A 24948-nucleotide genomic window follows, 5' to 3' on the forward strand; every position below is an offset into this window, starting at 1 on the left:
GTATTATGCCAATGGGGCCACCAATTGTTCCTGGACTTTTTGCTGCAATGGGATCCATGGCAGTGATAGCAATATTGATTGCTCTTGTGATTGCAGGGTTTTCCTGATGCTTGGAGCCAAACTTGCTGGAATAGGGGATGTGACACTTGGAAAATCCATGATAGCCGTCGTTGGCGGGGAATTTTGGCCTGCTTACAGGATGGATACCTATCATAGGGTGGATACTAAGAATACTTAGTGTATATTTGGGTAATAAAAACAGTGTTCAACACAGATTGGGGAAAAGCAACAATAGCTTGGCTCATGACAATAGTTAGAAACAATAGTAATGTTTGCTTTTATGGTACTCTTAGGCATTGGTGTGGCACTCTTTTGATTTTTAATTTTTATTGTTAAGTAAAATAAGAAAAGAAAAGTCAGTTGCTCTTCTTATGTCTGTATTCGTATGCTATGCCACCGTCGATTATGACATAAATGTCCTCTCCACCTTCTGTGTAATGGAGAATTGGCTTGTCTAAAAGATCGAAAGTCTTCTTCAGATCATCTTTTGTAGCTAAGATAACTCTCTTCTCTACTTCAACAGGGGCTCCTTCTGTAATGTAGGGAGCTAGATCCTTAAATTCATTCTTGGGTCTCTGAGCCCTGATTGTATAAACTCCTCCTATAAGGGGTGTTAAGAATAGCAATGCTAATATTGGAGCCACTTTCTTTGCAGTATCGGCGTAGAAGGGCAGCCCAGCAATCCTCACTATCGTCTTTTTTGTTCCTTTTTCTACCACCGTTTTCTGCGTGCTTTCCTTCTCATTGGTGAAGTAGTAAAGACCAGAGCTTGAATCTTTAACTAAAGACGAGCTGTGCTCAAAGCTTTCAGTTATCTCTCTCCCATAAACGTTTCCTTCAACATTAACCTTCGTAACAAACGTTATCTTTCGGTTCAACCTCTTTAAGCCAAGCTGCTCTATTATCTCATTAGTTCTGTTTGCAAGTTTGGTTAAATTGAGCTCATACTGTACGGTAAATTTACCATCCTTTAGCTCTCCCGATTTCTCGAAGAGCCTTTCCTCCCATAAGACAACCTCTTCACTACCCTTATTTACGGTATATTGAACTATCCCCTGAGTCACATAGCTTCCCTTTATTGAAGTCATGGGAGTAAAACGATAGCTGTACGTGATCACAAAGCTCTCTACAAGGGGAATGGGGTATTCCTCCCTTCTTAGTGTTTCTCCATAAAGCGTGTTGTTCTTTAACAAAGCCATATGAATAAGCTCCCCCTCCTGAGTATATTCACCAACCGTCTGCTGGATCGTTACGACAGAGCTAACTCCCATTAACTTTATTGAATAAAATCCAAAAAACAAGAAGAGAACAAGCGACACTGCGAGAACTTCTCTTCTAGTTACCCATTTTTTCAGTTTTTCTTTATCAATACTTCCACTCATCTAAATTTCCTCCATACGCATAATATTTAACCTCTTCTACCAGAGCGTTCTCCGCCCTCAGTCCGATTGCCGCTGACTTCTGTAGTGTTACCGCTTCCAGTAGATCTATCCTTATCTTCGCAATCAACATTTGCCTCTACCGTAATATTGTTGCTAACTATCCCATAACCAACTATCTCTGCACCCTCATTAAGGTAGTATGAACCGCAGGAGGTAAATTCCCATTTTCTACATCTTCCACAAGGTCCAGTTTTCACACATCTTGTGGAGATGGTTATATTCATGTGGGCACTTTCTCCTGGGCCTAATTCAACATTCCATTCTAAATGATCCGACTTTCCGTGCCTAGTAAAGGTATAATTCCCTTTGCTTGCGCTTGTTCTGCTTAGATCTACATCGAATTCTCCCGGGATCACGTCTTTTATGGTTAGGTTTCTCGGTGTTCCCGAATTGTTAACTTCTATCTGGAACACCCATTCTTGGTAGGTTTTCAATGGAATGTTAGTTGTATTCCCGCTTAAGAGAACCTTTCTAATCTTCGGCCCGCTTAGGATTACCACTTTTATTGAACAGGTTTCTATTACTGCATCCCCTCCATCCCAAGTAGCATAGAGAGTTATAGGAACTTCATAAGTCCCCGGATCCGCATTCCCAACGCTGATGTTGCCCCAGAAGGTATAGTATTCCTGGGAATCAATCGGCCTTGTTATACCATCTTCACTCTCTATCCACATTTCGACACCACTTGGAAGGTTAGAGTAATCCGGATCAAGCCAGATATTGACGGTTTTAAGTTCATTTAAGTAGTTGCCAATTGTTAATGCATCAAAAGTAAGTTCGCTGTTCTGGTCAACTATTACCGTAGCTGCGTATCCATCGTAGCACATGAAGCTTATGTATTCTCTGTCATGAGGAACAACTGCAACTTTTACCTCTCTTTCCGCATTAAAGTAGATGAAAGTCCCGCTTGAACCGATGACTATCAGTGATGAGAGAAGCATCAAAAGTATAACTGGAATAAGTTTTCTCATCTTCCAAACACCTCCATTTTGATTTGCCTCAATAAGCTGGATCTTTTATTTCTGATTTTCAATACGTCCTCATTCCCAATGCCCGAGATGAAGTATAGAACTCCAAGAAATACCGAAGTCTCAAAAAGGATTGCAAAAACAGGCAACACAGGATTTACTCTGTATAAGGAACCTATAATCGATTCAGGAAGAAGTGGAATGTAGGCGTTTACCCTAACCTTATCTGTGAACAGGGAAGTTTCCTCGGGAGCGCTTATTGTAACTTTAGCCGTCTCTTCCTCTTGAGGTCCCAATTCGAGCTGGGTCTTTGATATGCCTGAAATCCCCCCGGTTTGGGGCTCAAGGTAGTAAATCATAGGATAGAAGTTCCCGTTTTTTATTGTTATCTCCCTTTCAAACGTAGAACCCGGCAAAACCCATCCTTCTCTCTGCCCTCCGGCTGAAGTTACTGCATATTCTATTGGAAACATCTGCCACGAAGCGAATATCGAAACCGAGAGCATTATTAAGAGAAAGGCTGATGTCAAGATGTAAAGCGTTTTGAACTTGATCTTGATGAACTTTGGCCTTTTTCTTTTGTGCTTCGGCTCTCCAGTAAACGCGAGGGCACCAATAATTATCATGGCAGCCGCAAGGAACATTTTATTCCTCCCTGAGATCCCCCTCTGGATGTAAGTGCCCAATTGTGGGACTTTAAGGGGGAATTGCCAATAGTAATAAGCTTTCCCGCTATTTTATCTTTTGAAACTGGACTTGCCCTACCTTCTTGCTGATCGGTTGCAACGTTGTTATCGCCTTTGGTGATATATCCATCCTCAACAATCGCCACAACTCTATGAACAGTCCAGCTGCCTCTTAAGTTAAAAACTATTATATCCCCAACGTCCGCACTCCTTGAGAAAGGATTTATAAAGAACAAATCTCCCTTATTCAACGCAGGGGTCATACTCTCTGAAGAAACATAAGACATGAAGACGGGTCTATCAAGAAGAGCCCCGACGATAGACCCCACAACAAAAGCGGTAACCGCCAGAATTAGGAAATATTCAATGAGCTTCTTCATTCACATGAGCCTCCAAAGGCTTGTATCGTGATGTGTTGATTATAATCTCCCAAGGGCAATCCTGCAGTGTCGAACCGCATTCCTACCTTTACACTTTGATTTGCTGGGACTTCAAACTCTATGCTCTGGCTCCAGGTGCCGGTATAGGGACTCACAAAAAGTCCAATAGCTGGAGTTGGAGAAGTTACACTCACGCATATCACACTTTCCCCCGTTTCAGTTTCGTTGTTGTATATCTCAAAAACATCATTAAAAACATAGACAGTATCGGGCGAAAGACCCTCTCCAAAACCCGGATAAAGGGGACTTTGGTTACTGATATCGATCTTTAGATAACCGTTGCTTAGAAAAGCATAAGGTGGAAGAGGGTTTTCTATAGAAACTGAGGTGTTATCATCAACAGCAAGAACAACGGGAATCGGCTTCACAACAAAAACTCCCCACATAAAAAACATCATAACTAATATGATCGGCAGAACAGCAAATTTAATAACTTTTCTCACTTTTTTCTCCCCCTAAAATGTTAGATAAAAGGAGCAAAGGCTCCAAGATGGAAAGGTTAAATTAGATCAATCGCATGTACCCTTCCATGCATGTATGCTCATCTGAACTTGTATATCACCGGGGTTGACACTTAGTCCCATATTTGAAGTATCAAATACCATGCCTACGCTAACTGGGGTGTTGTGGTATACTGTGAACTGAAGCTGAGTACCTGAAGTTTCAGCCCAATCTCCCTCGAATATCTCAACGCCGCTTCCTTGAGTAATTGAGATCTGAACACAGATTGGAAAGTCGGTCTCATTGTTTTCCCAAAGCTCGTTGCTTACATTGAACATGTGCTCAAACACGTAGGTGGTGTTTGGGCTCAGACCTCTACCAAATCCCAAAGTTTCATTGTAGTTCGGGTTGTTTGTGCTGATCTCAATTGTGAGTTTGCCGTTGTTGAGATATGCATACGGCTGTGCTGGGGTTAAATCAATAAATTCATTCTCATCTGAAACTATTGCTACAGTTATACCTCTATCTGCCTCATAGTACCTAAAGGTAGCACCTGCCCCCACTGCCAGCATCATGCCGATTAAGAGTATTGCCAATCCTATTAGTTTATTCATCATGATCCACCCCCATGGCATCCTGATGGTAATTCTTGGGGTTCGGTACCCAACCTGTATGCCTTAATTGTCATCTTTGCGTTCCAAACGTCATTTGGGCTGTCACCATCTGCGCTAAGGTCTATGCCTATCTTCTTAGCTTCTCCTCTGTTCAAAATGAAGCATACATCATCTCTTGCGCTGTCTGAGGCTGTCGCCAGAGCTCCACCATCAACTGCATATACTCCTCCTTCATGCCCGTAGAACTCTATGTTCGAGAGGTTTGACGTTATCCTTACTACTATGGTGGTGTCTTCCCACAGATCATTGCTCACTTCAAAGACTTCATCGAAGTTGTACTCGCTTGATGGGCTGATTCCGTCTCCGTATCCGGGATATTTTGGATTGTTTGCTGAGAAGTCAATCACCAAAACTCCGCCATTGTTTATATATGCATATGGCTGAAGTGGGTTTAGGTCAATAAGTTCCGTATCGTCTGTTACAATCGTCCAGTGAACGCTTCTGCTTGCATTGTAGTCCCTGAACGTTGCGCTGGTGGCTAAGGCGGCTGCAAAGGCCACTAACAGGCCTAACATTCCAAGTGCTAAAACTTTTTTCAAATCTTTCGCCTCCAATTTTTTCGAAGGGTGCCCCATTGACATGAGGCACTCATTACTCTCTTACTCCCTTTGAGTATATAGTTAATTCCGGCTTACCTTCGGGTAGTCTGTCATTACTTTATAAACTTCTACATTTTATTAGTCGCCAGATCTCTTGATAACTTTGTAAGTCTTGAAATGCTGAATAATTGACAAAGTGAAATATATTCCTGAAATTATCACGAGGGGCACGTTGTTGAGCCAGAGGCCCAAAAGGGCAAAGAGAACCGAAATTCCTGAATAAAAGGTACTCCAGCTTATGTCATGCTTTGAAACTACTTCCATGTAAACATCTACATCCTCCGGAACCCTAAGCAAAGTTACCCAGTTGTGATCAAATTTTATTATCCCTGCTCTCTCCATTTTTGGAAGGTGAGTTTGGAGCAGACTTACATAAACGCTCTTTCTGTGCTTTCTATTGTTTTGTCCCTCGTTTTCAGCTATAAAGTCCACAATCTCTCTTAACTCAGCCTTACCGTTGTTATTTTGGAGAAACTCCAGAAGAAGCATTCTTCTATCGTTCCCCAAGATCATTGAGGAGGGGCTCATTGTATTATTCTCTCCCTTCACTCCGATCCCTCCTGGAATGGTGTTCATTACCCCACCAGCCGGTAGTGTCTTCTATGGTTTCCGTTTCTATAGAAAAACTCAACTTTTCCAGCCTGTGAAAGCCTTCTTAGGGTCCTTTCAACCTTCTGTCTTGTACATTCAACACCTCTCTCATTGAGAAAGCGGGTTAGGAATGAAACCGTGAGCTCTCCTTTTTCCTTAAGAAGCTGAAGAATCTCTTCTTCAATGCCAACGTGTATTTTTTCCATGAAATATCATCTCCTGACGAATGTTAAGTTAAACAAACTGATTTAAAAATAGGTCAAATTACAACAGCCACTTGGAACTTGTAGGTGCTGGTGGTATATAAACGTTTCGGAAAAGTTCGATTTTCAAGTATTTTGGCATTTTGTACCCCAAATAGAGCAAAGAAGTTTGTTGTTATGTTAACAGTCTCAGAAAAGGCGTAATCTCCGTTAAAGTCATTTAAGTCCTTTTTGGTCATTGCACAATACTTTATCAAAACTACTAAAACTTACATATATTCCAAATCCGACCCTCTCAAAATGCCCTACTGTGTTCACTGCAGCACTTCCAATCAACTTACTCTAAGACTTATTAAGTAGAAAGTTAGAAAATATCCAATGCCAAATTTCTGCTCAAAAAATATAAATACTAAGACATCAAAGTTTTATTGATGTCGATGTTTTTCAGGCCAAGTGACACTCAAAAAAAGGTTATTGAGATACTGGAAGAGCTCACTCCACTAGTTGGTGGATTAGAGAACAGCAGCATAGCCGGGGTTATAACGACGGACGCTCTTGCTCAAACCCTAATCCAGTATTCCGCCATTGCAAACGCTCTGAATTTAGAAATCCCAACTTACTACCTCGAACCCACCAATGGATTTTCCCTTAAGATGCTCAACAAGTTTTCAGAGAAAAGCGAGAATGTCTTAATGGGTAAGGTCTATACTCTGGGAGACCTTCTCGATGCACTTGAGATGGTTCTTGATGACTCATTTGTTTTTGTTTCAAACTTTGGAATCCTTGAGGAGATAGACAAAAAGGGCATGCTGGAGTTAAGAAAAATCGTCGATAGGAGGGGCATATTCCTGGTACTCTCTCATAACGCCCTCGAGATAAACGAATTAAATTTAATCTCGGAGTTTAGAAGGCTCTTCTTCATCCCCGAACTTTTTGAGCACCTTTTAGTAATGAGAGTCAGTGGCTATAGGGGCCACTACAGGTTAAATTTAAGCGTTCTTAAAGCTCCTCCAGAATTTGTGAAAAATACGGGGGAGCACAGCATACCGATAGACTCAAAGATAAAGCTGATTTTAGAATAGCTTGATGTACCCGATGCCGAGGAAGTACCTCATGTAAACTGCAAAGAGGAATGAGGCAAGGGTTATTCCCAAAGCAATGTAATCTTTCGTCTTCATTTCAATGTTGTGGAGAAAAGTCCTCCTTTTGCTCGCACCAAATGCCCTGCTTTCCAGCGCTATGCTGAGTTCATGGGCGGTTTTTATTGATGCTACTATTAAGGGAATTAGAATCGGGATTGTATTCCTGGCCTTTTGGATGAAGTTGCCCCTTTCAAGCTCAAGTCCCCTGGACTTTTGAGCATCCATTATCGTCTGTGCCAGCATGTAAAGGGTTGGTATGTAACGGAGGGCTATTGTTAAGGTAAGACCGATTTCATACGGCATTCCCATTTTGATGAAACCAAGGATTAGGTCCCGTTGTGGGGTTGTCATTATCAAGCCTAAAGTGACTAGGGCAACGGAAAGAAGTCTTATTCCATAGCCGAAACCTATAAAGAGACCAAAATACCAGGGCTTCAAGATAAACGGCCATATAATCATTGCAATTACCGAAATCGGAATGAGGGGTTTAAGGACCTTGAAGATTTCTCTAGGGGTTATCTTACCAAGGGTAACAAGGGTAAGTACTATGAGGAGGAAAAGAGAAAAAAGCAAAACTGGAGAGTTAAAGAGAATTAGGACGACTACACTGAGAAGGGAGCCTACTATCTTAACCCTTGGGTCGAGGCTGTGAAGGAGCGAGTCCCTCTTGAGGTATAATGTGTACATCATGTTCTCATCTCCAAAGCGTTTACGAACTCTTCAACACTCCTGACAAATCCCAAACCCACTTCTTTGCTGATTGTAAGAAGCTTCGGATGATCCAGACCATACTTTCTCAAATCGAGCTCAAAAAACCCTTCAACATCTCCATCAAAAACCTCCTTTCCGTTATATAAAAGCACAACCCTTTCCGCCAGTTCAAGAACAAAATCCATCTCGTGGGTTATTAAGAGAATTCCGTGACCTTCTTTGTAGAGCTTTCTGATTATATCTTTCACTCTCTCGGCATTTTTTTCATCAAGCCCGGTTGTGGGTTCATCGAGAATTAGATATTTGGGCTTCATAGCCAAGATACAGGCTATTGCCAGACGCTGCTTTTCTCCACCACTGAGAGAATAAGGTGAGCGATCCTCATAACCTTCAAGGTTGACCTGCTTTAATGCCCACTTGACTCTCTCTTCAATTTCTTCCGTCGAAAGACCGAGGTTCTTAGGACCAAAGGCCACTTCCTTAAATACGTTTTCCTCAAAGAACATGTGCTCCGGATTCTGAAAGACGTAACCAACAACCCTCGCAAGCTCGGCAACGGTATGCTCTTTGGTATTCATCCCATCCACTATGACTTCTCCTTTCGTTGGCTTTAAAAGTCCGTTCAAATGTTTTGCGAGGGTCGTTTTTCCAGAGCCGTTAGGTCCAACTAGGGCTACAATCTCGTTTCCGAAAGTTAAGCTGACTCCTCTTAAGGCCTCTTTTTTCCCCTCGTAGACATGCCACAGATTTCTTACCTTTATCATCTTTCAAGGATTGGAGAAAGGGCTTAAAAAATTGTCTGAAATGTTACGACGAATTTCCTTGGAAAGCTTCTTTCTGAATTCAAGCAATCAGTCTCTTGAGAACCTCAGATTTTTCCTCGATCTTTTCTCTAAAAATTTTATAAAAGTCAACACATGGTTACAACGTAGGTGGTAAAATGAGGGCAAGAGAAGTTGCATATTCAGCACTTTTTGTAGCACTAACCGCAGTAGGTGCCCAGATATCAATCCCCATTGGTACCGTTCCAATAACCCTTCAGGTGCTTTTCGTACTGCTGAGCGGACTTATCTTGGGAGCTCGCTTGGGGTTCTTGAGCCAAGCAATATATGTTTTCATGGGTGCGATTGGACTTCCAGTGTTTGCCGGGTTTAGCGGTGGCTTTGCTCATGTCTACGGCCCTACGGGAGGATACCTAATAGCATTTCCGATAGCGGCTTTTTTAGTGGGCCTTCTGGCCAAGAAAAAAGATAATATTGTGGGGTATATCTTGGCAGTTGTAGTTGGAATAATCGTAATCTACCTTCTTGGCTGGCTTAGGTTAGGACTTTTTATGAAAGGGAACTTTGAAAAGGCGTTCTTAGTAGGAGTGGCTCCGTTTGTTCCTATAGACTTGGTGAAAGGAGCCTTAGCTGTGGTAATTGCAGATAGAGTGAAGAAAGCGATTAAGGCCTAAAGCCCACTTTTTAAATTTTCTTCGGCAAATTTTATATCAAAGGGAGTTTTCACTTTTAGGAAACTCAACGAAACCTTTGGGTTTTTCTTAATAAGCTCTTCTATGCTAACCGTCTCATAATCAAGGTACTCTGCAATACAGCTTATCCTTCTTTCGTTTTCACTCAAGCATGCTTCAACAGCTTTTCTTAGGGCTCTGGCGTTGTAAAAAGCGTGGGTAACTTCAAGGCTCCCATCGGCCCACATAGGAATCAAGGCATCGGCGTAGCTTTCGTAAAACAGCGTTGAGAGATAATTTACCAAGAAGGGCATCACCAAAGGCATGTTTCCCTCTACAAGGAAAATATCGCCCGAGAAGGGCAAAGCTTTGTGAAGAGCTTCAAGTTTATTTCTAGCATTTACGCCAATAGGATTTGAAACGTGAAGGGAGAACTTTTTCAAGTCACTTTTTCTGACAATTGTAAAGACCTCATCAATTCTTTTTGCATTTAAAAGTCTTCTCTCCACTATTCTTATCATAGGCTCTTCAAGTATTGGAGTCAGGTAGCTCTCCCATTTTTTCTCCCGAAAGCCGAGTATGTATGCCCGCATGGGTAGAGGTAAAGAAGATGCTTTAAAAACCTTCTTGGGATACGTTTATAGGGCTAGTCTGTCAGATATATATGGGGAGAAACATGGAAGAACTCAGTCCAGCACTTACTGTACTTTTGTTTCTCGAAGACTTTGCAAGGGAGAATCCCTCGATTAAGAAAGGTGTCAAGTATTTCGAGTGGCAGAAGAGATATGACGGGTATGATGTTGCTTACTCTGTTGTGGGGGCTACGCTCGCAGAGCTACTCCATGAGGGGTACATAGAGCTAGAAGTCAAGAAAAGACTGTTCGGAAAGAGTGTAATATTCACGAGAAAAAAGCCAATTCCAGAGAGATACGGAGTGCTAGGAAAGGGTTTAAACTCAATAAGCGAATACACACCTACGCCTCTTCATTCCGCCTTGTTCCTTGTATTTCCAGTATCAAGCTTTCCCGCCGCATTTTTGGGGACATACATAATTCAAAAAGAGCTGAAAGAGAAAGAGCCAGAAAAACTGAGAAGCGACCCGGAAGTTATAAAGTATAAGGAAAAGCTCAAGGCGTTGCTGGAAGAGTTTAAAAAGAAAAACCCCGAGTTATGGAGTGGAATTAAAAAAGAGGTAGACAAGGCATGTCATCTTGTAAGGGGAAAACAGGGGTATACTCTCTATTCCCCGCTTGATATGTTGGAGGAAAGAAAAAATGAAAGTAAAAATTAGGAAGGGCCTTCTAGAATATCTCCTCCAGCTTGCAAGAGATTTTTATCCCAATGAATTTGGAGGATTTTTAAGAGAAAAAGATGGGATTTTTGAGGAAGTTTTGATAATTCCAAGGGGGTACTTCGGCAAGGAATCCATTTATTTTGATACGTGGTTGCTGCCTCACGACGAGAACATAAAGGGAACTGTTCACTCGCATCCAATTCCTTCTCTCAGACCTTCCCAAGCAGATGTAAGCTTTTTCTCAAAATTTGGGGGAATCCACATAATAATTGCATATCCCTTTGATAAAAAGAGCGTAAAAGCCTACAACAGCGAAGGAAAAGAAGTCGAGATGGAGATAGTTGAATGACGTTAGAATTCATATGAAAATTTTTATAAATAGTGGTCCTCTTAAATACCTCTGGTGACAGTCCATGAAAGTTAGGGAACTCCTCGAGAGCTTAAATGAAAAGCAAAAAAGAACTGTCCAAAAATGCCTAGAGTCATGTGAGATATTGGACTTGGAAGAAGAAATCGAGACTGAACTTTCTAGGGATTTAATGGACTTCATAAAAGTGTTATCAAACCCAATAAGAGCAGGAATACTGAAAATGCTCAAAAACCGGTGGATGTGCGTGTGTTTAATAGCAAAGGCGCTAAACCAAGATCAGACCCTTATAAGCCATCACCTCAGAACCCTCAAGAAAATGAACCTTCTGCACGAGAGGAGAGAAGGAAAACTCAGATTCTACAGGACAAACCTCGGGGAACTTAAGAAGTACATTGATATGTTAGAAAAGGAACTCCTCTAAAATTTTATTTTGCTTGGTGAGGATTATGGAGAGGCTTCAAAGAGAGGTAGACAGGGTAATAAAAAGTTTTGGTGGATACTGGGAACCTTTTGAAATGCTAGCTGCAGTCGTTGAGGAGCTTGGAGAGCTATCCAGAGAGATGTTGAAGCTGGAAGGCATTAAAGAAAAAGGAGAAAAAGATAAAGTTAAAGAAGAACTTGGCGACGTGCTGTTTGCTCTTTTGTGCATTGCTAACTACTACGGAATAGACGTAGAAAAAGCTCTTCTCGATACAATCTCCAAGTACTCGACAAGAGACCAAAATAAATGGTGCAATAAAGACTGAATCTCTACAACTTATTAGTCAATAAAGTATTTATTCATTCAGCACTCTGTTAGGGATTTTTCGAAATACTTATATAAATTGGTAACAAAAAATATATGAGGGGAGCATATATGAGGAAAAAAATTGACAAATTTGATTTACAGATAATAAAACTGCTCTCGAAAAATGCAAGACTAAACTATAGACAACTAGCGGAATACCTAGGTACAACCCGTCAAAGAGTCTCAAGACGCCTAGAGAAGTTAGAAAGAGAAGGAATAATAAAAAAGTACACAATCATCCCGGACTTTGACAAACTTGGATACATATATGTGGTGCTTGGGATAACTGTGACCCCGGGAACCCCCTTGGAGGAACAAATAGAGATTCTCAAAAACGATGAAAGTGTCAAAGTAGTAGAAAGAGCGATTGGAACCCACAACCTTGTAGTTCACATCTTGGTGCCCAAGGATATGAAAGAAGTTGAGAAAAAAATAACCGAAATAACTGGAAGACTCAAAAATGTTGAGAAAGTTGATGTTACATTCATAACAGAAATCGCCAAATTTGAGCTCGTCTGAAATTTTTTCTTTTTCGGCAATAAGTGAAAGAAAAGCTAATAAAAGCCAGGGAAAAAAGAGACAAGCAGAGTTACAGACGGTGAGAACGATGGACATTACCACTATTGCAGTGATTGCACTACTGGGGACTTTGGCATACAAAGTAAAGGCCCTCGATGGTAAAGGGGTCTCAGCTGCAGTGCTGATTGGAACGACAACCATTGTATTTGGGGGTGTTTTCCCGTTTTTAGCCTTACTTACCTTTGTTCTTCTTGGGGTTCTTGCTACAAAGTACCGTCTTGCTGAGAAAATCAAGAAAGGAATTGCTCAAGAGGGTAAAGGAATACGAAGCTGGCAAAATGTTCTTGGAAACGGTCTCGCAACTGTGATATTTTTGTTAATTGAATACTATACCAAGCAAGATGTATTTTGGGCTGCTACGTTCTCTTCAATAGCAACCGCAAATGCGGACACGCTCGCCAGTGAGCTGGGAAAGGTGTTTGGCAAAGTTCCAAGAATGATAACCACCCTAAAACCTGCGGAAGTAGGAGAAAACGGAGCAGTCTCATGGCAAGGTGAAATCATAGCGTTAATCGGGGCATTCATAATAAGCATCTTTGCAGTGTTTTTAACCACTCAAAAAGTTGAAATGCTCCTCGCGGTAACCCTCGGTGGGTTTATAGGGTGCAACATCGACAGTTTAATTGGTGCAACATTAGAGAATAGAGGAATTGTAAACAACCATCACACAAACTTTTTAGCTACCCTCTTAGGAGGAATAATTGGAGGAGCAATTTTCCTTTCCCTGCTGTGATGAAATGGCGGATTGCTGAGTCGTGATGACGACCTTAGGATCTGAGCTATTCATTCTCTTCCTTTTTCCTTAGTTCCTCTTCATAAACTGTCCAAAGGGCTATCAATACTGCTGGGATTCCGTGCTCTGTTGCAAAGGTCATATATGGCGCGAGATCAACAACATAATCTGCATACCTAAAAAGTCCCCGTGGGATGCCTTCTCTTGAACCTATAAATACCACAACCTCCTTAGCATAGTAGAGGTCTTTTGCCAGATTTTCCTTTATCTCAGAAATGCTGTGTCCTTTTGGGTCCGTAATTATAAGAAGCCTTTTATTTCGTCTTTTGTCCCTTATAACTTGGTAAAGATCCCACACGCTAACTGGAACCTTTTCAACTTTCCAAGGATAAGCTTCTCGCTGAATTTGGTGCCTAGACTCTTGGCCTATTTTTACCCCCCTTATAAATTCCATCAGCTCGTAAGCGTCTATCTTTTCTTTTGGTGCTATAATAAGCTCTTTTACCTCAAAAGCCTGGGCAGCCCTTCCGATTTTTTCGCCAAAATTCCTGCAGGCTTTGTAATCGCCCCAATAAGGCATCTGGACAATTGTAACTTTTTTGAAAAGCTTTCTGGCATCAATTTTATCGGGAGTATACTTTTTCCACTCTTCTTTTCCGACAATAGAAATGTAAGCTCTATCCCCAATAATTTCAACTAAAACTGTCTTATCGGGAAAAGTTAAGTCAACCTCAGCGTTTGTCAGCTCCTTTATTTTTCCTCCGAGGGCAACATTGACGTCAACACTTGAGAACTCGTGCTTTCCCCTTCTCTTGGTTTTAACCGCAAAGCTTTCTCCTTCTTTTATGTGGGAGGCTATTTTTTCCGCAAGGTTTAAAATGTCCTCAATTGTGGCAGAAGTTTCAAAGAGAACTGGAATAACCCTCTCAATCTCAGGAATCTCAAAAAGCTTCTTTTCTGCATCTTTATCCTCACTTTCTACAAGGACAAGACCAGAATATCCATAGGGGGCTATCCAAACTTTGGCATCTTCGAGAAGCTCTTTAATATAGTTGGCAGCAACGGCTTCCATTCCCCTCTGGGTCTTAACCAAAAACTTCATAAGAATCACCGAAAGTTAAGAGAAAAGAGAAACAATCAAGCCTCTGGCTCTGCAAGAACCTTTATCTTTCTTATTTCGGCCCTCTTGAGTGGGTATATTTTCTTGGCTTCTTTTGCTATCTCTGCTGCCATCTTTCCGTTAACTGCCTCAAGCACGAAGTCTGCAAAGTTAAGCTCTTCGGCTTTCTTGCGTATGATCTTCTCCATTATTTCTCTAATGGCTCTTTCTTGGCTTGTCTGTATTCTTCTTATTGCTATAACCATGCCCATAACTCTGAGCTTGTAACCGTCCTTTGTGGTTATGTTGAAGATTCCATCTATTCTTGTGGTTCTTCTCCTGACAAGGCTTCTTATGTAGCTCCTTGCCAGTTTGTGACCCTTAAACTTGGTGTAGGCATTTTGCCCCTTAACGTCGTAGACCTGGAAGTAAAGCTTTACATGACCCTTTGTGAAGTCTCCAGTTAAGTCCCTCAAAGTGGTCTCAATAACCCTTCCTTTTACCTTTTCGGGGTCATCTGCGGGGGTCAAACCTATTTCTTTGCTTCCAAAAAACTCTGGAGCGTAAACTACATACCATTCCTTAAGCTTCCACTTATCCCTTGCAGCTGCAGCCCTTTTCCTTGGGTTGGCTCTTGCCATCTCAACACCTCCACTTTCATTTCTTTATGACATCCTCAGCGATCTTGATTGAAAACACCAAATCATCTAGCGCTACTATCAAGCTTTCAATCTCACCAAGGTATTTAACTTTTGTTATGACTCTACCATCTTCCCAGTAAGTTCTAAATTTAAAGTTTTCTGGTAAATTTAAATTGTCCACTTCAACAGCCCCAGCAATGGCCTTAGCAATGCTTTCGTCTCCATACTCCCAGATTATCTCTGCTTTGGCCTTAATTTTCATGCCCTCCACCGCTTGAATTCTGCTCTCCAAGAAGTTTGTCTATTAGCTCAGCAAACTCGTCTACTTTGTCCTTTGGAATTCTTATTCCTGCAGCTATTGCATGCCCTCCTCCTTCTCCACCTAGGATTTCTGCAGCTTTTCTTAAGGCTTCCCCTAAGTCGTATCCTTTTTCAATTCCTCTTTTCGTTGTTCTTGCGGAACCCTTTACAAGTCCATTTTCTTCGCTGTCTGCTAGGACAATTACAGGCTTTTCAGGATTTGCGAGCTGAGAATTTATTGCCATTGTTGCTGCTATCCCTACCATTGTATCTTTGATATTTTTGCCCGCATAAAATATGTAAGCATGTTCTTTTTCAATTACACTATTCCAGTTTTGAATTAGGTATCTCCTCATTTCTATCTGCTCTCTCTTGTACTCATCTACGAGCTTCAGTGCTTCTTTGAAAGATTTTTCGTCTCCTAGGCATATCGCAACTCCGAGAGTGCCCATGTTGAGCCTTCCTGTGGCGTTTAGAAGGGTTGCAAATTCTCTTGCCTCATGTCTTGGGTCTCCTTCGGGATAGAGCTTAATCAGCACAACATCCCCAATAAGTCTGTCAATATCTTCTTTAGAGGCATTGTTCTTGATTAGGTGGATAACAAGAGCATCGTGGAGCTTTCTCTTTTCCTCTTCTTTAAGCTGCCAGTACTTCATGTCGGGATCAAAATCCTTGCTGCGTAGGAATTCTATTGCATTTCTTAGGTCTCCTGTAATTCCAGGAAGTTCAGGATTTGAAGCATAAGCAAGCATTTGAGCTAAAGTCCTAGTTTCTCTCCCAAAGAGCCTTAGCTCTTTACGAAGCTCTATTAGATCCAGACTTTTTGCATCTTCTATTATGTCGAGGTTCATGCCATGAAATTGTCCATCAATTTCCTGCATGTCTCCAACTGCACCAACCAACGCTAGGTAGCTAAGATCCTTGTTTTTTTCGTTTATCGCCTTCGCTACGAAGTACGCTACTCCAGAACCGCTCAGATCTCTAACACTGTCCGCCCCAAACTGAGTTGGATTTACAAGTATGTGATTTTCCTGCTCAATTTCACTATCTTCTGGAGGGTGATGATCTGCTATAACAACACTGGCATCCTTCAGATAATTCTCAATTAACTTTATAGAGCCGCTTCCAAGGTCGCTGAAAACATAAATCTTCTGCTTTTCTTCTGCAAGTTCTTTTAATATGTCTTCTCCAAGCTGTTTCACTATGCTAAGGTGAAAATCTGCACCTTCTCTAGCCAATGCTTTTGCCAGAATTGCACCAGCAGTTATGCCATCAGCGTCCCTGTGCGAAACAATTCGGATAGTATGGCCTAACTCAATGTGCATCTTTATTAGTTCCGTGCCTTCTCTAACCTTCTCTAAAAATGCGTTCTTATCCATTATACCACCTGTAATAAGGAAAAAGGTGAAAAATCAGCGAACGAGAAGCTTCGCTTGTTCTGGATCGTATCTCCACTTGGCAGGTAGCTTTCCTGTTCTCCTGTAGTACTTTACAAGCCTTCTGATCTTGCTCTCAGTAAGCTGAAGGCCTCTCATTGAGTGAAGGTCTTTGGGGTGCTGCTCTAAGTGTTTCCTAAGCTTGACTGCCTTCCTAATGAGGAACATTAAGTCTTCGGGAATTTCTGGAGCAAGACCGTGCTCTTCAAGTATCTTGGTTATTTTCTTTCCAGTGATAAGTTTAACACTGGGAATTCCGTACTGGTCTCTCAAAATCGTGCCTATCATAGCGGTGCTATAGCCTTCTTTCCTGAGCTTAACAACAAGATTCTCAACTTCTTCGGCTGTATATTCCACCCATGTAGGTGGAGCAGTCCTCGGTGGTCTCTTTGATCCAGATTTTCCCCTTTTTCTTGCGTGCAACCTTGCCATTTCCAACACCTCCCGGTGACGGCCAGCTCCAGCCAGCCGCCCCTTATAGGATTGCCAGTAGTTGGTGATAAAAGGGTTTTAAAAAGTTTGCCCCTACACGGTTTACGCTTTCAAAGGATAAGGGACAAGATAATCTACATTACGAAATTCTTATTAACCTCAAAGGCGAATATATTATTCAGAGCGGAGGGTCAGTTAATGAGGATTGAAATCAAACTCAGACCTGAAAATAAGAATGTTATAGTACCATTTAACTACAACGGTGAAATTCACGACCAGTTACTCGATAAGATTTTCACTGCAGTGCCAGATTTGGCAGAAATGCTTAAAACGGAATACAAAGATTACTTCACTTTTTCCAGAATAATGATTAGGGAGAGGGAAATTATCCCAGATAAGGGAATTAAAGTGCTCTCAGAAGACGTATCACTCTACGTCTCTTCTTCTCTTACTGAAATCATAAAAGCTATTGCAGAAGGATTTATCTCGAATCCCGTCCTAAAAGTGGGAGATGCTACATTCCATATGGCCGACATAAAGATACTCCGGGAGCCAAAGATAAAGGATGGAACGCTTTTTTCGACGCTAAGCCCTATAGTCGTGAGAACAGCCAAGTTTGAAGACAACAAGGTAAAAATTTGGGACCTCTACCCAAGTAATGAGGACTTCCAAGACAAGCTTAGGAAAATAATGCTCACAAAGTTTTCGGAAATGAATGGCAAACTCCCAGAAGATACTGAGTTTCACCTTGATGTCATAAAGTTCAAGCCGGCCAGAATAAAAGTAGGGAAGAGTTATTATAGAGGTTCTCTCATGGTTTTCCGCTACTATGGATCAAAAGAAATAGCAAAGTTTGGATATGAAAACGGTTTTGGAAATAAGACCAGCTATGGTTTTGGGATGGTCAAAGTAATTGATGAAGAAGAAGGACAATAAGTCCTAAAACTGTCTCTATCCCCCAAACCATTGCAACGAGTTGGGGCTCTTTCACTTTTTTTATTCTCATTAATAAGCCCAAAAAACTTAGATAAGGTGGAGCTTTTAACGTCCCATCTTCCAAAACCTCCGTCTTCCCCAATGGTCTGCCTTTAAATCGTATTTTCGACTTAAGAAGAAAATCCACAAAGTGGGGCAACAATAGGAACGCTGCAAAGATCTCAACTTTGCCTAAAATGCCAACGAGCCCTATTAGAGCTCCGAGAGATAATGTTCCAGTATCCCCGGGAAAGATCTTAGCAGGATATTTGTTCCACCATAAGAACCCGAAGGCTACAGCAGCTCCAGTCAATGCTAAAATTTGGGCACTGCCAGAGGTTATTAACCCTAAAAAGAGAAGGGCTATGGCCGAAGTCCCCACTTCCAACCCGTTGAACCCTGCCAGCAAGTTTACCAGATTAGCAGAGCCGGTTATGAAAAGTATTGCAAAAAGGTAGTATAATACCCCCAGTTCCATGGATGCCAGAAGAATATCTAACCCAGTATTTACAGGAAGTGAGATAACAAGGGAAGAAACCAACAAAGACAACAAAACTTTGTGAGATTGTTTAAGCCGTGTTATGTCGTCTATTATGCCTATAACACCAAACAGAAGAAATATCACCAGAGCTTTTGCAAGGGCATCATTTAAGAGAGAGACAAGGCTTAAGGGCAACGCGAGCAAAAGAACAATACCCCCCATTTCTGGAACCTCAGGCTTTTCCAATTTGTGAATATCCTTCCCGACTATGCCAGCTTTCCTCATAAGTGCACCAATGTAAGGAGTTAGAATGAGCGAAAGGATAAAACCCACAATAAGCGTTATCATTATAACCACCAAGGGCAAGTTAAGTAAGGACTTAATAACTCTTCCGCTACCACAAGAAATACTACAGGGTGGAAAAGCATGGATATCAAACTGGTCGTCTTTGATCTCGATGGAACACTCGTAGGTGCTCCAATGAACTTTGAGGAGATAAAGGAGAGATTAAGAGGAAGACTAGAAAAGGAAGGGGTACCCAAGAAGCTTATTGGCGATTTAACGCCCATGTATGAAACCCTTATTAAGATATCTCAAGCCACAGGTATAGATTTCAATAAGTTGCACTCATTCCTTGTTGAACTGGAAGTGGAAAGGGCTAAGGAGAGCTATTTATTTGAAGGTTCTAGAGATCTTCTGAAGCTGTTAAGAAAAAGTGGAATAAAAATAGCCCTTATGACGAGAAGCTCTAGAAAGGCCACAGAATATGTTTTAAAAAAACATGGAATTGAGGAGTTTTTTGATCTCGTTGTTACCAGAGATGACGTGGCACCAGAAGACGTAAAGCCAAACCCCGGCCATTTAAAAAAGATACTTGATCATTTTAACATTCCACCAACAAAAGTGTTTGTTGTTGGAGATCATGGATACGACTTAATTCCCGCAAAAAAATTGGGATGCATAAGTGTGCTTATAACCTCCAACGAAAGCGGAAGAATGAGTTTTAAAGTTGAAGAAGAGGCGAACTTTGAAGTAGCAAATGTTAAAGAAGCCATTGAGCTGTTCAAACGACTGCTTAGAACATATGTCGTTGTGCCCGCATACAATGAAGAAAAAACCATCGGCGATGTTTTAGAAGACTTGCTTCAATATTTCAAGAAAGAGGAAATCGTAGTGATAAATGATGGAAGTAAAGACAGAACTAGAGAAATAGCAGAGGGAAAAGGTGTCGTCGTCTTAAATCACCTTGTAAACAGAGGGTTAGGAGGAGCGCTGGGGACGGGGATAAGATATGCCCTCCTCAAAGGAGCTGAATTGATAATAACCTTTGACGCCGACGGCCAGCATTTGATTGAAGATGCTCTAAGGGTTATGAAGCTAGTTGCAGAGGGAAAAGCAGATTTTGCCGTCGGCTCAAGACTGAAAGGAGACATAAGCGCAATGCCGTTTGTAAAACGCTTTGGGAATTTTGTTCTTGACTTTATAACGGCGATATTTGCAAGGAAATACGTTACCGACTCCCAAAGCGGTTTAAGATGTCTGAACAAAGAATGCGCCTCCAAAATAAAAATTACATGCGATAGATATGCTGTTTCAAGTGAGCTAATAATCGAAGCCTCAAAGCACGGGTGCAGAATAGTTGAAGTCCCTATAAAGGCTGTTTACACAGAGTATGCCAAAAAGAAAGGGACAAATATCATAGAGGGTGTAAAAATAGCATTTAATTTACTGTTAGATAGGATGAGGTGATAAAAATGTACGCGGTTCAGTATATTGCCGTCATCATTGTTTTGGCACTCATGGTATATGTGCTCGGAAAGTATGGGAGAAATGAACTTGATTGGCAGGATTTGGTGTTTTGGGAGGCTTTGCTCTTTATAATGCTGGTAGTTTCCCTGAAACCAGTGGAAATATCGACGACAATAAGAAAAATCCTGGGACTCGGCAGGGGATTAGATGCATTGTTCGTAGTTGCTATAGGCCTCAGCTATTTGCTGCTGTTTAGACTTTACATCGCAATAGACAAAGCTGAAAGGGAGATAACCGAGCTGACACGTCAGATCGCAATAGAATTTCAGGAAATTCGGGAAATGTTGAAAAAACTTGAGAAAGATTAATCTTTTCCAAAGAGTTCTTCCAGAAATATTCTAACTCTCTCCTTGGGGACTTTGAATTGCCTTATTTTTACAATCCCTTTTTCTTGGGCTTCTTTTAGCAAGATCTCAGTAGCCTCATTTGGGTACATTTCCTCATAAACTATCTCTTTAATTCCCGCATTTACCAGCAATTTAAAGCAGATATCACAGGGAAAATGAGTAACATAAAGCGTTGCTCCTTCCAAGCTTATGCCTTTTCTAGCGGCCATTGCTATGACGTTCTGCTCCGCATGGACAGCTCTGTGACAGTGACCATCTACTACTAAACACCCCCCATCTATACAGTGATCCATATTCCTCGGGGCTCCGTTATATCCGGTTGCTAAAATGTAGCCATCTTTTACTGCAACTGCCCCAACCCTAAGTCTAGGACATGTAGCCCTTAGGCTCACGAGTTTTGCAATAAGCATGAAGTACTCATCTTTTGTGGGACGAATTCTCTTTATATGTTCCGCCCGCTCTTTATCTAGAAATATCTCCACTCCCATATCACCACCTAATAAAGAGGAACCAAAGAACTTAAAAGAATTTTTGATCAACTGAACATCCTTTCTCTGGGGTTCATAGCCTCAATTTCCGCCATAATCCTCCAGATTCTTTCTTCATAAGTTGGATGTGTCTCAAAAAGCGACTTTTGGTGAGGGCGCTCTATCGTTGGTTCGATAGATGGGAGCGCAGACTCCTTGACTCTAACTCTCAAGTCCTCATAATACTTAAGCTCTTCAAGAGCTCTCTTTAAGGCCAACGGGACGGGGATCAAGTGCAGTGCTGTTTCATCAGCCTTAAATTCTCTCTGTTTTAGCCAATGTGACCTGCACACTTCATATAGAAGGTAAAGGGTGAAAGAAGCTAATGAACCAAAGGTGCTTCTGGAAAATAAGAATAAGAGATTCAAAAAGGCCATAACCAACATGAAATACCTTCCACAAGAAACCAGCGGGAAAAGAAGCGTGTCTCTATTCTTTATGTGACCTATCTCATGAGCTGCAACGGCAAGAATTTCTTCTTCATCGAGAACTTCAAACAGACCCAGAGAAAGCACAATTGAGTTCCTAAAGGAGTAGGCGTTTGGGATATAATCATCCAGCAGGTAAACTTCGGGAGTCTTTATTCCCGCTTTGTTTGCCATTTTCATTATTCCCTTATAAAGCCACGGCAAGTCTTCATATGAGATCTTTCTGTGTTTCTTCTTTAGGAAGTTCTTAACAGTCCACAAGTACAATCCGACGAGAGTAAGAAATACCCCTAATATTAACCACAGCCCGATTTTTCCCAAGTATAAAAGCGTAATCAACACTTGGGCGAGGAGTATAAGCTCAAGCACAAACATCTGCTATCACTTCTTGATTTTTGAGAGGTATGCGACTGTTGCTTCTTTAAAATTGCTCATAAGAGCATTCAAAATGCTCTCAACGACTTTTTTCTCGAATTCTTCCTTGCTCGTGGCTATGCTATAAACATATCTCATTCCTCCCCTACCAGTGTCCACGCTCCTCTTTAACAAGCCCTTTTCACACAGCCTGTTCATTAATATGCTAACTGTGGAACGCCTTAGGTTTTCATGTCTTCTTTTTAAGTACTCATAAACCTCTCCAGCAGTTGCAACCTTTGCTTTCCACATATACTCCATTATCTCAGCTTCCATCGGAGGCAAAACTGCCCTTAAACCCTCCTCATTTAGCTTGAATTCATGAGGTTTCATAACATCTACCTCCAGTTTGATTATAAGCAAATACCATACATAAATTTTTTGGAAAACTGAATGCCTTACAGAAGAGCCTATTTGGCGGGCCGGGGGGGATTTGAACCCCCGACCTGCGGATTAAGAGTCCGCCGCTCTAACCATGCTAAGCTACCGGCCCACGCCCAATCCAATAAGGATTGAAGACTATTTATAAACCTTTCGGTCAAGGAAAATAGAAAAATTTATAAACAAACTAAGAAGACAAATAAACGACGCTCTTGCGGGGGTTGCCGAGCCTGGTCAAAGGCGCGGGATTGAGGGTCCCGTCCCGTAGGGGTTCCGGGGTTCAAATCCCCGCCCCCGCACCAAAATTCTTCGTTAGTTCTGGTCGGTTTGATAGATAAGTAAGATTTTTAATCGCTTTTTCAAATACTTTCATCATGTCCAAAAAGCATGCAATTGGAGCAGTTTTTCTTTGGTCAACGGTTGCATCTGCGTTCAAGCTCTCGCTTCAATATTTAACGCCCCTTCAGCTAGTCTTTTATGCCTCATTAACTTCACTGCTTATTTTTGGTGTTTTCTACGCTAAGGATTTTAGACTAAAAAGAGAGAATCTTCATTCTGCTTACCTTGGTCTGATTAATCCGCTCGTTTATTACGTGGTACTTTTCTCAGCTTACGACCGCCTGCCAGCTCAAGAGGCACAGGCCCTTAACTATACATGGCCCCTAATGCTGGTTATTCTCTACGCAATTGTCTTCAAAAAGAAGCCCAAAGCTAAAACAATAGCTGGCTTATCTCTTGGCTTCTTGGGAGTTCTGGTTGTTGTAGCTAAGGGAAATCCAACCGAACTAAACTTTACCAATCCTTTTGGTATCATGTTGGGCCTTGGAAGTGCCGTGATATGGGCGACTTATTGGATACTTAACCTCCGCGATGAAAGGCCATTAGTTGAGAAGATGTTCTGGAACTTCTTTTTTGGCTTTATCTATGTAGCAATTGTAGCTTTCGTTACTGGGGCCTTAATTATCCCAGAACTAAAAGCCCTGATGGGAGCTGTCTACATTGGTCTCTTTGAAATGGGCATAACATTTTTGCTCTGGTATCAGGCAGTAAATGACGATGTAGCTTTTGCGTCAAATCTAGCATATGTAGTCCCATTTCTATCTTTAGTTTTCATTTCGGTGATTGTGGGTGAAACGATAGCTCCATCAACGGTTGTAGGACTAATAATGATAGTCTGCGGAATTATTATTGGCCGAGAATAAACTCCTACTAAAACAGTTTTATGGAAAGTATGAAAATAGAAAAACAAAACTACTTCCCAAACTTTTCCTTGTACAGTTCGGCAAGCTTCTTAATTCCCACTGGGATATCTTCTTTGCTTGGCCTTGAGAAGTTAAGCCTTATGGCATTTCTTCCGCTCTCATCTGTGTAAAACGGCTTTCCTGGCACTACGACTACTCCTTTCTTCTCCATTAGTTCGCTGGCAAAGGAGATTCCATCCGCACCCTCTGGCAAGAACAACATAACAAACATTCCCGCTATTGGTCTTGTGAACTCCGCATCTGGAAGGTTCTCTTCCAGAGCTTTTAGCATGATGTCTCTCTTTTCTTTGTAGCCCAGTAGTGCTCCTTCCAAATGGTACTTCTCGAAATAGCCTCTCTTTAAGTATTCCAGGGCGATGTACTGAGAAATTGCCGGGGCACAGAAGTCAATGGGCTGTTTTTGCATGAGAACCTTTTTGAGAATTTCTCTCTCTGCTATTATCCATCCAACTCTAAATCCAGTTCCAAGAACTTTGCTGAGTGTGCCGGCCACTACAACCCTTCCTTCCTTATCCAGGGCTTTTAAAGGAACTATATCCTCTCCCTCGTACCTCATGAAGTTGTAAGCAGTGTCCTCAATTATCAAGAGGTCATACTTAGCTGCAATTTCTAGCAGAGCTTTTCTGCGCTCCATGCTCATTGTAACTCCCATAGGGTTCTGACCAGTGGGAATTGTGTAAATGAATTTAATCTTCTGTCCCTTGGCTTTAAGTTCCTTTATCCTTTCCTCCAGCAAATCTATTCTCATTCCTTCATTGTCAACTGGAACTCCCTCGATTTTTGCTCCCAACTGTTCAAATGCCAGCAAGGTGTTAATGTACGATGGATTTTCGGTTATTACAACATCTCCCGGATCTATCAAAACCCTTCCAAGAAGATCCAGTGCTCCCGTTCCCCCTATTGTAATAACAATATTTTCTGGAGAAACCTCCAAATGATCATACTTCTTTAGAAATGCTGCTAACTCTTCTCTAAGTTCAGGAATTCCGTTTGCTGGAGTATACATAACGGATTTTGGTTCTTTTTCAAGAACTTCCTTTGCTATCTCTCCGAGAACATCTCTTGGAATTAAATCTGGGTCAGGGTCTCCAGCTGCGAGAGAAATCAACTTCATTCCTTTCTTTTGAAGTTCTGATGCTTTTTTCATTACTTCAGCTAACGCTGAGCCTTTAATCCAATTCGCCCTTCCGGCTAAGTATTTGGTATAATCCACAGACATCACCATTGATTAAATCTTTTGTAA

At 41.5% G+C, this 24948-nt stretch carries 35 protein-coding genes and 2 tRNA genes; 14 read left to right on the forward strand and 23 right to left on the reverse strand.

The annotated features are described in order from the left end of the window. Positions 1–106: 106 nt before the first annotated feature. Positions 107–238 (forward strand): hypothetical protein, encoded by a 132-nt coding sequence (locus NF865_RS10380; protein ID WP_301281865.1) that lies wholly within the window; start codon positions 107–109, stop codon positions 236–238. Positions 239–416: 178 nt separating this feature from the next. Here the strand turns inward: NF865_RS10380 and NF865_RS03640 are convergent, their stop codons facing one another. From NF865_RS03640 to NF865_RS03680, 9 genes are all read right to left on the reverse strand, one after another. After that, positions 417–1442 carry a DUF5305 family protein gene (locus NF865_RS03640; RefSeq protein WP_253305236.1) on the reverse strand — a complete coding sequence of 342 codons (1026 nt, stop codon included), beginning with the start codon at positions 1440–1442 and terminating at the stop codon, positions 417–419. A 26-nt stretch (positions 1443–1468) separates the two neighbouring features. After that, on the reverse strand, positions 1469–2473 hold the full coding sequence (locus NF865_RS03645) for a COG1470 family protein (RefSeq protein ID WP_253305237.1): 1005 nt from the start codon (positions 2471–2473) through the stop codon (positions 1469–1471). After that, positions 2470–3114 (reverse strand): hypothetical protein, encoded by a 645-nt coding sequence (locus NF865_RS03650; protein WP_253305238.1) that lies wholly within the window; start codon positions 3112–3114, stop codon positions 2470–2472. The genes NF865_RS03645 and NF865_RS03650 overlap by 4 nt, the downstream gene beginning before the upstream one ends. Continuing rightward, positions 3093–3536 carry a signal peptidase I gene (locus NF865_RS03655; RefSeq protein ID WP_253305239.1) on the reverse strand — a complete coding sequence of 148 codons (444 nt, stop codon included), beginning with the start codon at positions 3534–3536 and terminating at the stop codon, positions 3093–3095. Before NF865_RS03655 ends, NF865_RS03650 begins: the two co-directional genes overlap by 22 nt. Further along, a complete protein-coding gene (locus NF865_RS03660; RefSeq protein ID WP_253305240.1) occupies positions 3533–4039 on the reverse strand; it encodes a DUF1102 domain-containing protein in 507 nt (168 codons plus the stop codon). Before NF865_RS03660 ends, NF865_RS03655 begins: the two co-directional genes overlap by 4 nt. A 66-nt stretch (positions 4040–4105) precedes the next feature. Beyond that, positions 4106–4651 carry a DUF1102 domain-containing protein gene (locus tag NF865_RS03665; protein ID WP_253305241.1) on the reverse strand — a complete coding sequence of 182 codons (546 nt, stop codon included), beginning with the start codon at positions 4649–4651 and terminating at the stop codon, positions 4106–4108. Next, positions 4651–5226: a DUF1102 domain-containing protein gene (locus NF865_RS03670; protein ID WP_253305242.1), complete on the reverse strand. Its 576-nt coding sequence runs from the start codon at positions 5224–5226 to the stop codon at positions 4651–4653. The genes NF865_RS03665 and NF865_RS03670 overlap by 1 nt, the downstream gene beginning before the upstream one ends. 162 nt (positions 5227–5388) lie before the next feature. Beyond that, on the reverse strand, positions 5389–5886 hold the full coding sequence (locus tag NF865_RS03675; protein ID WP_253305243.1) for a DUF7344 domain-containing protein: 498 nt from the start codon (positions 5884–5886) through the stop codon (positions 5389–5391). Continuing rightward, entirely contained in the window at positions 5886–6107 is a 222-nt protein-coding gene (locus tag NF865_RS03680; protein WP_253305244.1) for a hypothetical protein, read from the reverse strand. The genes NF865_RS03675 and NF865_RS03680 overlap by 1 nt, the downstream gene beginning before the upstream one ends. Positions 6108–6535: 428 nt before the next feature. Between NF865_RS03680 and NF865_RS03685 the strand changes: the two genes are divergently transcribed. After that, positions 6536–7186 (forward strand): hypothetical protein, encoded by a 651-nt coding sequence (locus tag NF865_RS03685; RefSeq protein WP_253305245.1) that lies wholly within the window; start codon positions 6536–6538, stop codon positions 7184–7186. Here the strand turns inward: NF865_RS03685 and NF865_RS03690 are convergent. Both NF865_RS03690 and NF865_RS03695 read right to left on the reverse strand, forming a co-directional pair. Further along, a complete protein-coding gene (locus tag NF865_RS03690) occupies positions 7178–7936 on the reverse strand; it encodes an energy-coupling factor transporter transmembrane component T family protein (protein WP_253305246.1) in 759 nt (252 codons plus the stop codon). The two genes, NF865_RS03685 and NF865_RS03690, sit on opposite strands and share 9 nt — an antisense overlap. Then, positions 7933–8721, reverse strand: a complete 789-nt coding sequence (locus tag NF865_RS03695; protein ID WP_253305247.1) for an energy-coupling factor ABC transporter ATP-binding protein — start codon at positions 8719–8721, stop codon at positions 7933–7935. Before NF865_RS03695 ends, NF865_RS03690 begins: the two co-directional genes overlap by 4 nt. A 176-nt stretch (positions 8722–8897) precedes the next feature. Between NF865_RS03695 and NF865_RS03700 the strand changes: the two genes are divergently transcribed. Next, complete coding sequence (locus NF865_RS03700; RefSeq protein ID WP_253305248.1) at positions 8898–9413, forward strand: biotin transporter BioY; 516 nt, start codon at positions 8898–8900, stop codon at positions 9411–9413. On the opposite strand, the gene NF865_RS03705 is transcribed toward NF865_RS03700, so the two are convergent. Beyond that, on the reverse strand, positions 9410–10003 hold the full coding sequence (locus NF865_RS03705) for an NTP transferase domain-containing protein (protein WP_253305249.1): 594 nt from the start codon (positions 10001–10003) through the stop codon (positions 9410–9412). The genes NF865_RS03700 and NF865_RS03705 overlap by 4 nt on opposite strands. A gap of 71 nt (positions 10004–10074) precedes the next feature. Here NF865_RS03705 and NF865_RS03710 point away from each other — a divergent pair, with 71 nt between their 5' ends. The 6 genes from NF865_RS03710 to NF865_RS03735 all read left to right on the forward strand — a co-directional run bounded on the left by NF865_RS03710 (position 10075) and on the right by NF865_RS03735 (position 13173). Further along, positions 10075–10701: a hypothetical protein gene (locus tag NF865_RS03710; protein WP_253305250.1), complete on the forward strand. Its 627-nt coding sequence runs from the start codon at positions 10075–10077 to the stop codon at positions 10699–10701. Next, positions 10685–11053 (forward strand): Mov34/MPN/PAD-1 family protein, encoded by a 369-nt coding sequence (locus NF865_RS03715; protein ID WP_253305251.1) that lies wholly within the window; start codon positions 10685–10687, stop codon positions 11051–11053. Before NF865_RS03710 ends, NF865_RS03715 begins: the two co-directional genes overlap by 17 nt. A 64-nt stretch (positions 11054–11117) precedes the next feature. Next, the gene (locus tag NF865_RS03720) at positions 11118–11495 is read left to right on the forward strand and encodes an ArsR/SmtB family transcription factor (protein WP_253305252.1); all 378 of its coding nucleotides are present in this window, start codon (positions 11118–11120) and stop codon (positions 11493–11495) included. Positions 11496–11520: 25 nt separating this feature from the next. Further along, positions 11521–11820, forward strand: a complete 300-nt coding sequence (locus NF865_RS03725) for a MazG nucleotide pyrophosphohydrolase domain-containing protein (RefSeq protein WP_253305253.1) — start codon at positions 11521–11523, stop codon at positions 11818–11820. A gap of 110 nt (positions 11821–11930) precedes the next feature. Next, positions 11931–12380: an Lrp/AsnC family transcriptional regulator gene (locus tag NF865_RS03730; RefSeq protein WP_253305254.1), complete on the forward strand. Its 450-nt coding sequence runs from the start codon at positions 11931–11933 to the stop codon at positions 12378–12380. 88 nt (positions 12381–12468) lie between these two features. Then, complete coding sequence (locus NF865_RS03735; RefSeq protein WP_253305255.1) at positions 12469–13173, forward strand: DUF92 domain-containing protein; 705 nt, start codon at positions 12469–12471, stop codon at positions 13171–13173. A gap of 46 nt (positions 13174–13219) precedes the next feature. Here the strand turns inward: NF865_RS03735 and NF865_RS03740 are convergent, their stop codons facing one another. The 5 genes from NF865_RS03740 to NF865_RS03760 are packed head-to-tail and all read right to left on the reverse strand — an operon-like array spanning position 13220 to position 17081. Continuing rightward, a complete protein-coding gene (locus NF865_RS03740; protein WP_253305256.1) occupies positions 13220–14275 on the reverse strand; it encodes an SPOUT family RNA methylase in 1056 nt (351 codons plus the stop codon). A gap of 35 nt (positions 14276–14310) precedes the next feature. Further along, a complete protein-coding gene (locus tag NF865_RS03745) occupies positions 14311–14913 on the reverse strand; it encodes a 30S ribosomal protein S3ae (RefSeq protein WP_253305257.1) in 603 nt (200 codons plus the stop codon). A 16-nt stretch (positions 14914–14929) separates the two neighbouring features. Next, the gene (locus NF865_RS03750; protein ID WP_253305258.1) at positions 14930–15175 is read right to left on the reverse strand and encodes a KEOPS complex subunit Pcc1; all 246 of its coding nucleotides are present in this window, start codon (positions 15173–15175) and stop codon (positions 14930–14932) included. Then, on the reverse strand, positions 15165–16592 hold the full coding sequence (gan, locus tag NF865_RS03755) for a GINS-associated RecJ family nuclease (RefSeq protein WP_253305259.1): 1428 nt from the start codon (positions 16590–16592) through the stop codon (positions 15165–15167). Before gan ends, NF865_RS03750 begins: the two co-directional genes overlap by 11 nt. A 33-nt stretch (positions 16593–16625) precedes the next feature. Next, positions 16626–17081 carry a 30S ribosomal protein S15 gene (locus tag NF865_RS03760; RefSeq protein ID WP_253305260.1) on the reverse strand — a complete coding sequence of 152 codons (456 nt, stop codon included), beginning with the start codon at positions 17079–17081 and terminating at the stop codon, positions 16626–16628. A gap of 198 nt (positions 17082–17279) precedes the next feature. On the opposite strand from NF865_RS03760, the gene cas6 reads away from it, so the two are divergent. Beyond that, the gene (gene cas6 / locus NF865_RS03765; RefSeq protein ID WP_253305261.1) at positions 17280–18017 is read left to right on the forward strand and encodes a CRISPR-associated endoribonuclease Cas6; all 738 of its coding nucleotides are present in this window, start codon (positions 17280–17282) and stop codon (positions 18015–18017) included. On the opposite strand, the gene NF865_RS03770 is transcribed toward cas6, so the two are convergent. After that, a complete protein-coding gene (locus tag NF865_RS03770) occupies positions 17986–18885 on the reverse strand; it encodes an MraY family glycosyltransferase (RefSeq protein ID WP_253305531.1) in 900 nt (299 codons plus the stop codon). The genes cas6 and NF865_RS03770 overlap by 32 nt on opposite strands. Positions 18886–18963: 78 nt before the next feature. On the opposite strand from NF865_RS03770, the gene NF865_RS03775 reads away from it, so the two are divergent. Beyond that, entirely contained in the window at positions 18964–20286 is a 1323-nt protein-coding gene (locus NF865_RS03775; protein WP_253305262.1) for an HAD-IA family hydrolase, read from the forward strand. A 5-nt stretch (positions 20287–20291) separates the two neighbouring features. Next, positions 20292–20654, forward strand: coding sequence for a DUF2304 domain-containing protein (locus NF865_RS03780; RefSeq protein ID WP_253305263.1), 363 nt, complete (start codon positions 20292–20294; stop codon positions 20652–20654). On the opposite strand, the gene NF865_RS03785 is transcribed toward NF865_RS03780, so the two are convergent. The 4 genes from NF865_RS03785 to NF865_RS03800 all read right to left on the reverse strand — a co-directional run bounded on the left by NF865_RS03785 (position 20651) and on the right by NF865_RS03800 (position 22555). Next, on the reverse strand, positions 20651–21181 hold the full coding sequence (locus NF865_RS03785; protein WP_253305264.1) for a deoxycytidylate deaminase: 531 nt from the start codon (positions 21179–21181) through the stop codon (positions 20651–20653). The two genes, NF865_RS03780 and NF865_RS03785, sit on opposite strands and share 4 nt — an antisense overlap. Before the next feature lie 47 nt (positions 21182–21228). Continuing rightward, on the reverse strand, positions 21229–22023 hold the full coding sequence (locus NF865_RS03790) for a M48 family metallopeptidase (RefSeq protein WP_366513839.1): 795 nt from the start codon (positions 22021–22023) through the stop codon (positions 21229–21231). Positions 22024–22029: 6 nt separating this feature from the next. Continuing rightward, positions 22030–22395: a BlaI/MecI/CopY family transcriptional regulator gene (locus NF865_RS03795; RefSeq protein WP_253305265.1), complete on the reverse strand. Its 366-nt coding sequence runs from the start codon at positions 22393–22395 to the stop codon at positions 22030–22032. An 82-nt stretch (positions 22396–22477) separates the two neighbouring features. Beyond that, a tRNA-Lys gene (locus NF865_RS03800) sits at positions 22478–22555 on the reverse strand. A 102-nt stretch (positions 22556–22657) separates the two neighbouring features. Here NF865_RS03800 and NF865_RS03805 point away from each other — a divergent pair. Together NF865_RS03805 and NF865_RS03810 are read left to right on the forward strand one after the other, a co-directional pair. Next, a tRNA-Leu gene (locus NF865_RS03805) sits at positions 22658–22745 on the forward strand. A 72-nt stretch (positions 22746–22817) separates the two neighbouring features. Then, positions 22818–23645 carry a DMT family transporter gene (locus tag NF865_RS03810; RefSeq protein ID WP_253305266.1) on the forward strand — a complete coding sequence of 276 codons (828 nt, stop codon included), beginning with the start codon at positions 22818–22820 and terminating at the stop codon, positions 23643–23645. Positions 23646–23694: 49 nt separating this feature from the next. Here the strand turns inward: NF865_RS03810 and NF865_RS03815 are convergent, their stop codons facing one another. Further along, the gene (locus NF865_RS03815; protein ID WP_253305267.1) at positions 23695–24930 is read right to left on the reverse strand and encodes an aminotransferase-like domain-containing protein; all 1236 of its coding nucleotides are present in this window, start codon (positions 24928–24930) and stop codon (positions 23695–23697) included. Between the last annotated feature and the right edge of the window lie 18 nt (positions 24931–24948).

Source organism: Thermococcus aggregans, assembly GCF_024022995.1.
Lineage (GTDB): Archaea > Methanobacteriota_B > Thermococci > Thermococcales > Thermococcaceae > Thermococcus_A > Thermococcus_A aggregans.

Bases quoted from the DNA above. Each gene is read 5' to 3' on its own strand.
- NF865_RS03700 (WP_253305248.1), top strand. From the start codon at position 8,898: ATGAGGGCAAGAGAAGTTGCATATTCAGCACTTTTTGTAGCACTAACC.
- NF865_RS03740 (WP_253305256.1), bottom strand. From the start codon at position 14,275: ATGAAGTTTTTGGTTAAGACCCAGAGGGGAATGGAAGCCGTTGCTGCC.
- NF865_RS03675 (WP_253305243.1), bottom strand. From the start codon at position 5,886: ATGAACACCATTCCAGGAGGGATCGGAGTGAAGGGAGAGAATAATACA.
- NF865_RS03790 (WP_366513839.1), bottom strand. From the start codon at position 22,023: ATGTTTGTGCTTGAGCTTATACTCCTCGCCCAAGTGTTGATTACGCTT.
- NF865_RS03705 (WP_253305249.1), bottom strand. From the start codon at position 10,003: ATGCGGGCATACATACTCGGCTTTCGGGAGAAAAAATGGGAGAGCTAC.
- NF865_RS03795 (WP_253305265.1), bottom strand. From the start codon at position 22,395: ATGAAACCTCATGAATTCAAGCTAAATGAGGAGGGTTTAAGGGCAGTT.
- NF865_RS03710 (WP_253305250.1), top strand. From the start codon at position 10,075: ATGGGGAGAAACATGGAAGAACTCAGTCCAGCACTTACTGTACTTTTG.
- NF865_RS03685 (WP_253305245.1), top strand. From the start codon at position 6,536: ATGTCGATGTTTTTCAGGCCAAGTGACACTCAAAAAAAGGTTATTGAG.
- NF865_RS03810 (WP_253305266.1), top strand. From the start codon at position 22,818: ATGTCCAAAAAGCATGCAATTGGAGCAGTTTTTCTTTGGTCAACGGTT.
- NF865_RS03775 (WP_253305262.1), top strand. From the start codon at position 18,964: ATGGATATCAAACTGGTCGTCTTTGATCTCGATGGAACACTCGTAGGT.
- NF865_RS03815 (WP_253305267.1), bottom strand. From the start codon at position 24,930: ATGGTGATGTCTGTGGATTATACCAAATACTTAGCCGGAAGGGCGAAT.
- NF865_RS03785 (WP_253305264.1), bottom strand. From the start codon at position 21,181: ATGGGAGTGGAGATATTTCTAGATAAAGAGCGGGCGGAACATATAAAG.
- gan (WP_253305259.1), bottom strand. From the start codon at position 16,592: ATGGATAAGAACGCATTTTTAGAGAAGGTTAGAGAAGGCACGGAACTA.
- NF865_RS03725 (WP_253305253.1), top strand. From the start codon at position 11,521: ATGGAGAGGCTTCAAAGAGAGGTAGACAGGGTAATAAAAAGTTTTGGT.
- cas6 (WP_253305261.1), top strand. From the start codon at position 17,280: ATGAGGATTGAAATCAAACTCAGACCTGAAAATAAGAATGTTATAGTA.
- NF865_RS03640 (WP_253305236.1), bottom strand. From the start codon at position 1,442: ATGAGTGGAAGTATTGATAAAGAAAAACTGAAAAAATGGGTAACTAGA.
- NF865_RS03695 (WP_253305247.1), bottom strand. From the start codon at position 8,721: ATGATAAAGGTAAGAAATCTGTGGCATGTCTACGAGGGGAAAAAAGAG.
- NF865_RS03655 (WP_253305239.1), bottom strand. From the start codon at position 3,536: ATGAAGAAGCTCATTGAATATTTCCTAATTCTGGCGGTTACCGCTTTT.
- NF865_RS10380 (WP_301281865.1), top strand. From the start codon at position 107: ATGCTTGGAGCCAAACTTGCTGGAATAGGGGATGTGACACTTGGAAAA.
- NF865_RS03770 (WP_253305531.1), bottom strand. From the start codon at position 18,885: ATGATAACGCTTATTGTGGGTTTTATCCTTTCGCTCATTCTAACTCCT.
- NF865_RS03720 (WP_253305252.1), top strand. From the start codon at position 11,118: ATGAAAGTTAGGGAACTCCTCGAGAGCTTAAATGAAAAGCAAAAAAGA.
- NF865_RS03780 (WP_253305263.1), top strand. From the start codon at position 20,292: ATGTACGCGGTTCAGTATATTGCCGTCATCATTGTTTTGGCACTCATG.
- NF865_RS03760 (WP_253305260.1), bottom strand. From the start codon at position 17,081: ATGGCAAGGTTGCACGCAAGAAAAAGGGGAAAATCTGGATCAAAGAGA.
- NF865_RS03745 (WP_253305257.1), bottom strand. From the start codon at position 14,913: ATGGCAAGAGCCAACCCAAGGAAAAGGGCTGCAGCTGCAAGGGATAAG.
- NF865_RS03670 (WP_253305242.1), bottom strand. From the start codon at position 5,226: ATGTTAGGCCTGTTAGTGGCCTTTGCAGCCGCCTTAGCCACCAGCGCA.
- NF865_RS03650 (WP_253305238.1), bottom strand. From the start codon at position 3,114: ATGTTCCTTGCGGCTGCCATGATAATTATTGGTGCCCTCGCGTTTACT.
- NF865_RS03645 (WP_253305237.1), bottom strand. From the start codon at position 2,473: ATGAGAAAACTTATTCCAGTTATACTTTTGATGCTTCTCTCATCACTG.
- NF865_RS03735 (WP_253305255.1), top strand. From the start codon at position 12,469: ATGGACATTACCACTATTGCAGTGATTGCACTACTGGGGACTTTGGCA.
- NF865_RS03715 (WP_253305251.1), top strand. From the start codon at position 10,685: ATGAAAGTAAAAATTAGGAAGGGCCTTCTAGAATATCTCCTCCAGCTT.
- NF865_RS03665 (WP_253305241.1), bottom strand. From the start codon at position 4,651: ATGAATAAACTAATAGGATTGGCAATACTCTTAATCGGCATGATGCTG.
- NF865_RS03750 (WP_253305258.1), bottom strand. From the start codon at position 15,175: ATGAAAATTAAGGCCAAAGCAGAGATAATCTGGGAGTATGGAGACGAA.
- NF865_RS03680 (WP_253305244.1), bottom strand. From the start codon at position 6,107: ATGGAAAAAATACACGTTGGCATTGAAGAAGAGATTCTTCAGCTTCTT.
- NF865_RS03690 (WP_253305246.1), bottom strand. From the start codon at position 7,936: ATGATGTACACATTATACCTCAAGAGGGACTCGCTCCTTCACAGCCTC.
- NF865_RS03730 (WP_253305254.1), top strand. From the start codon at position 11,931: ATGAGGAAAAAAATTGACAAATTTGATTTACAGATAATAAAACTGCTC.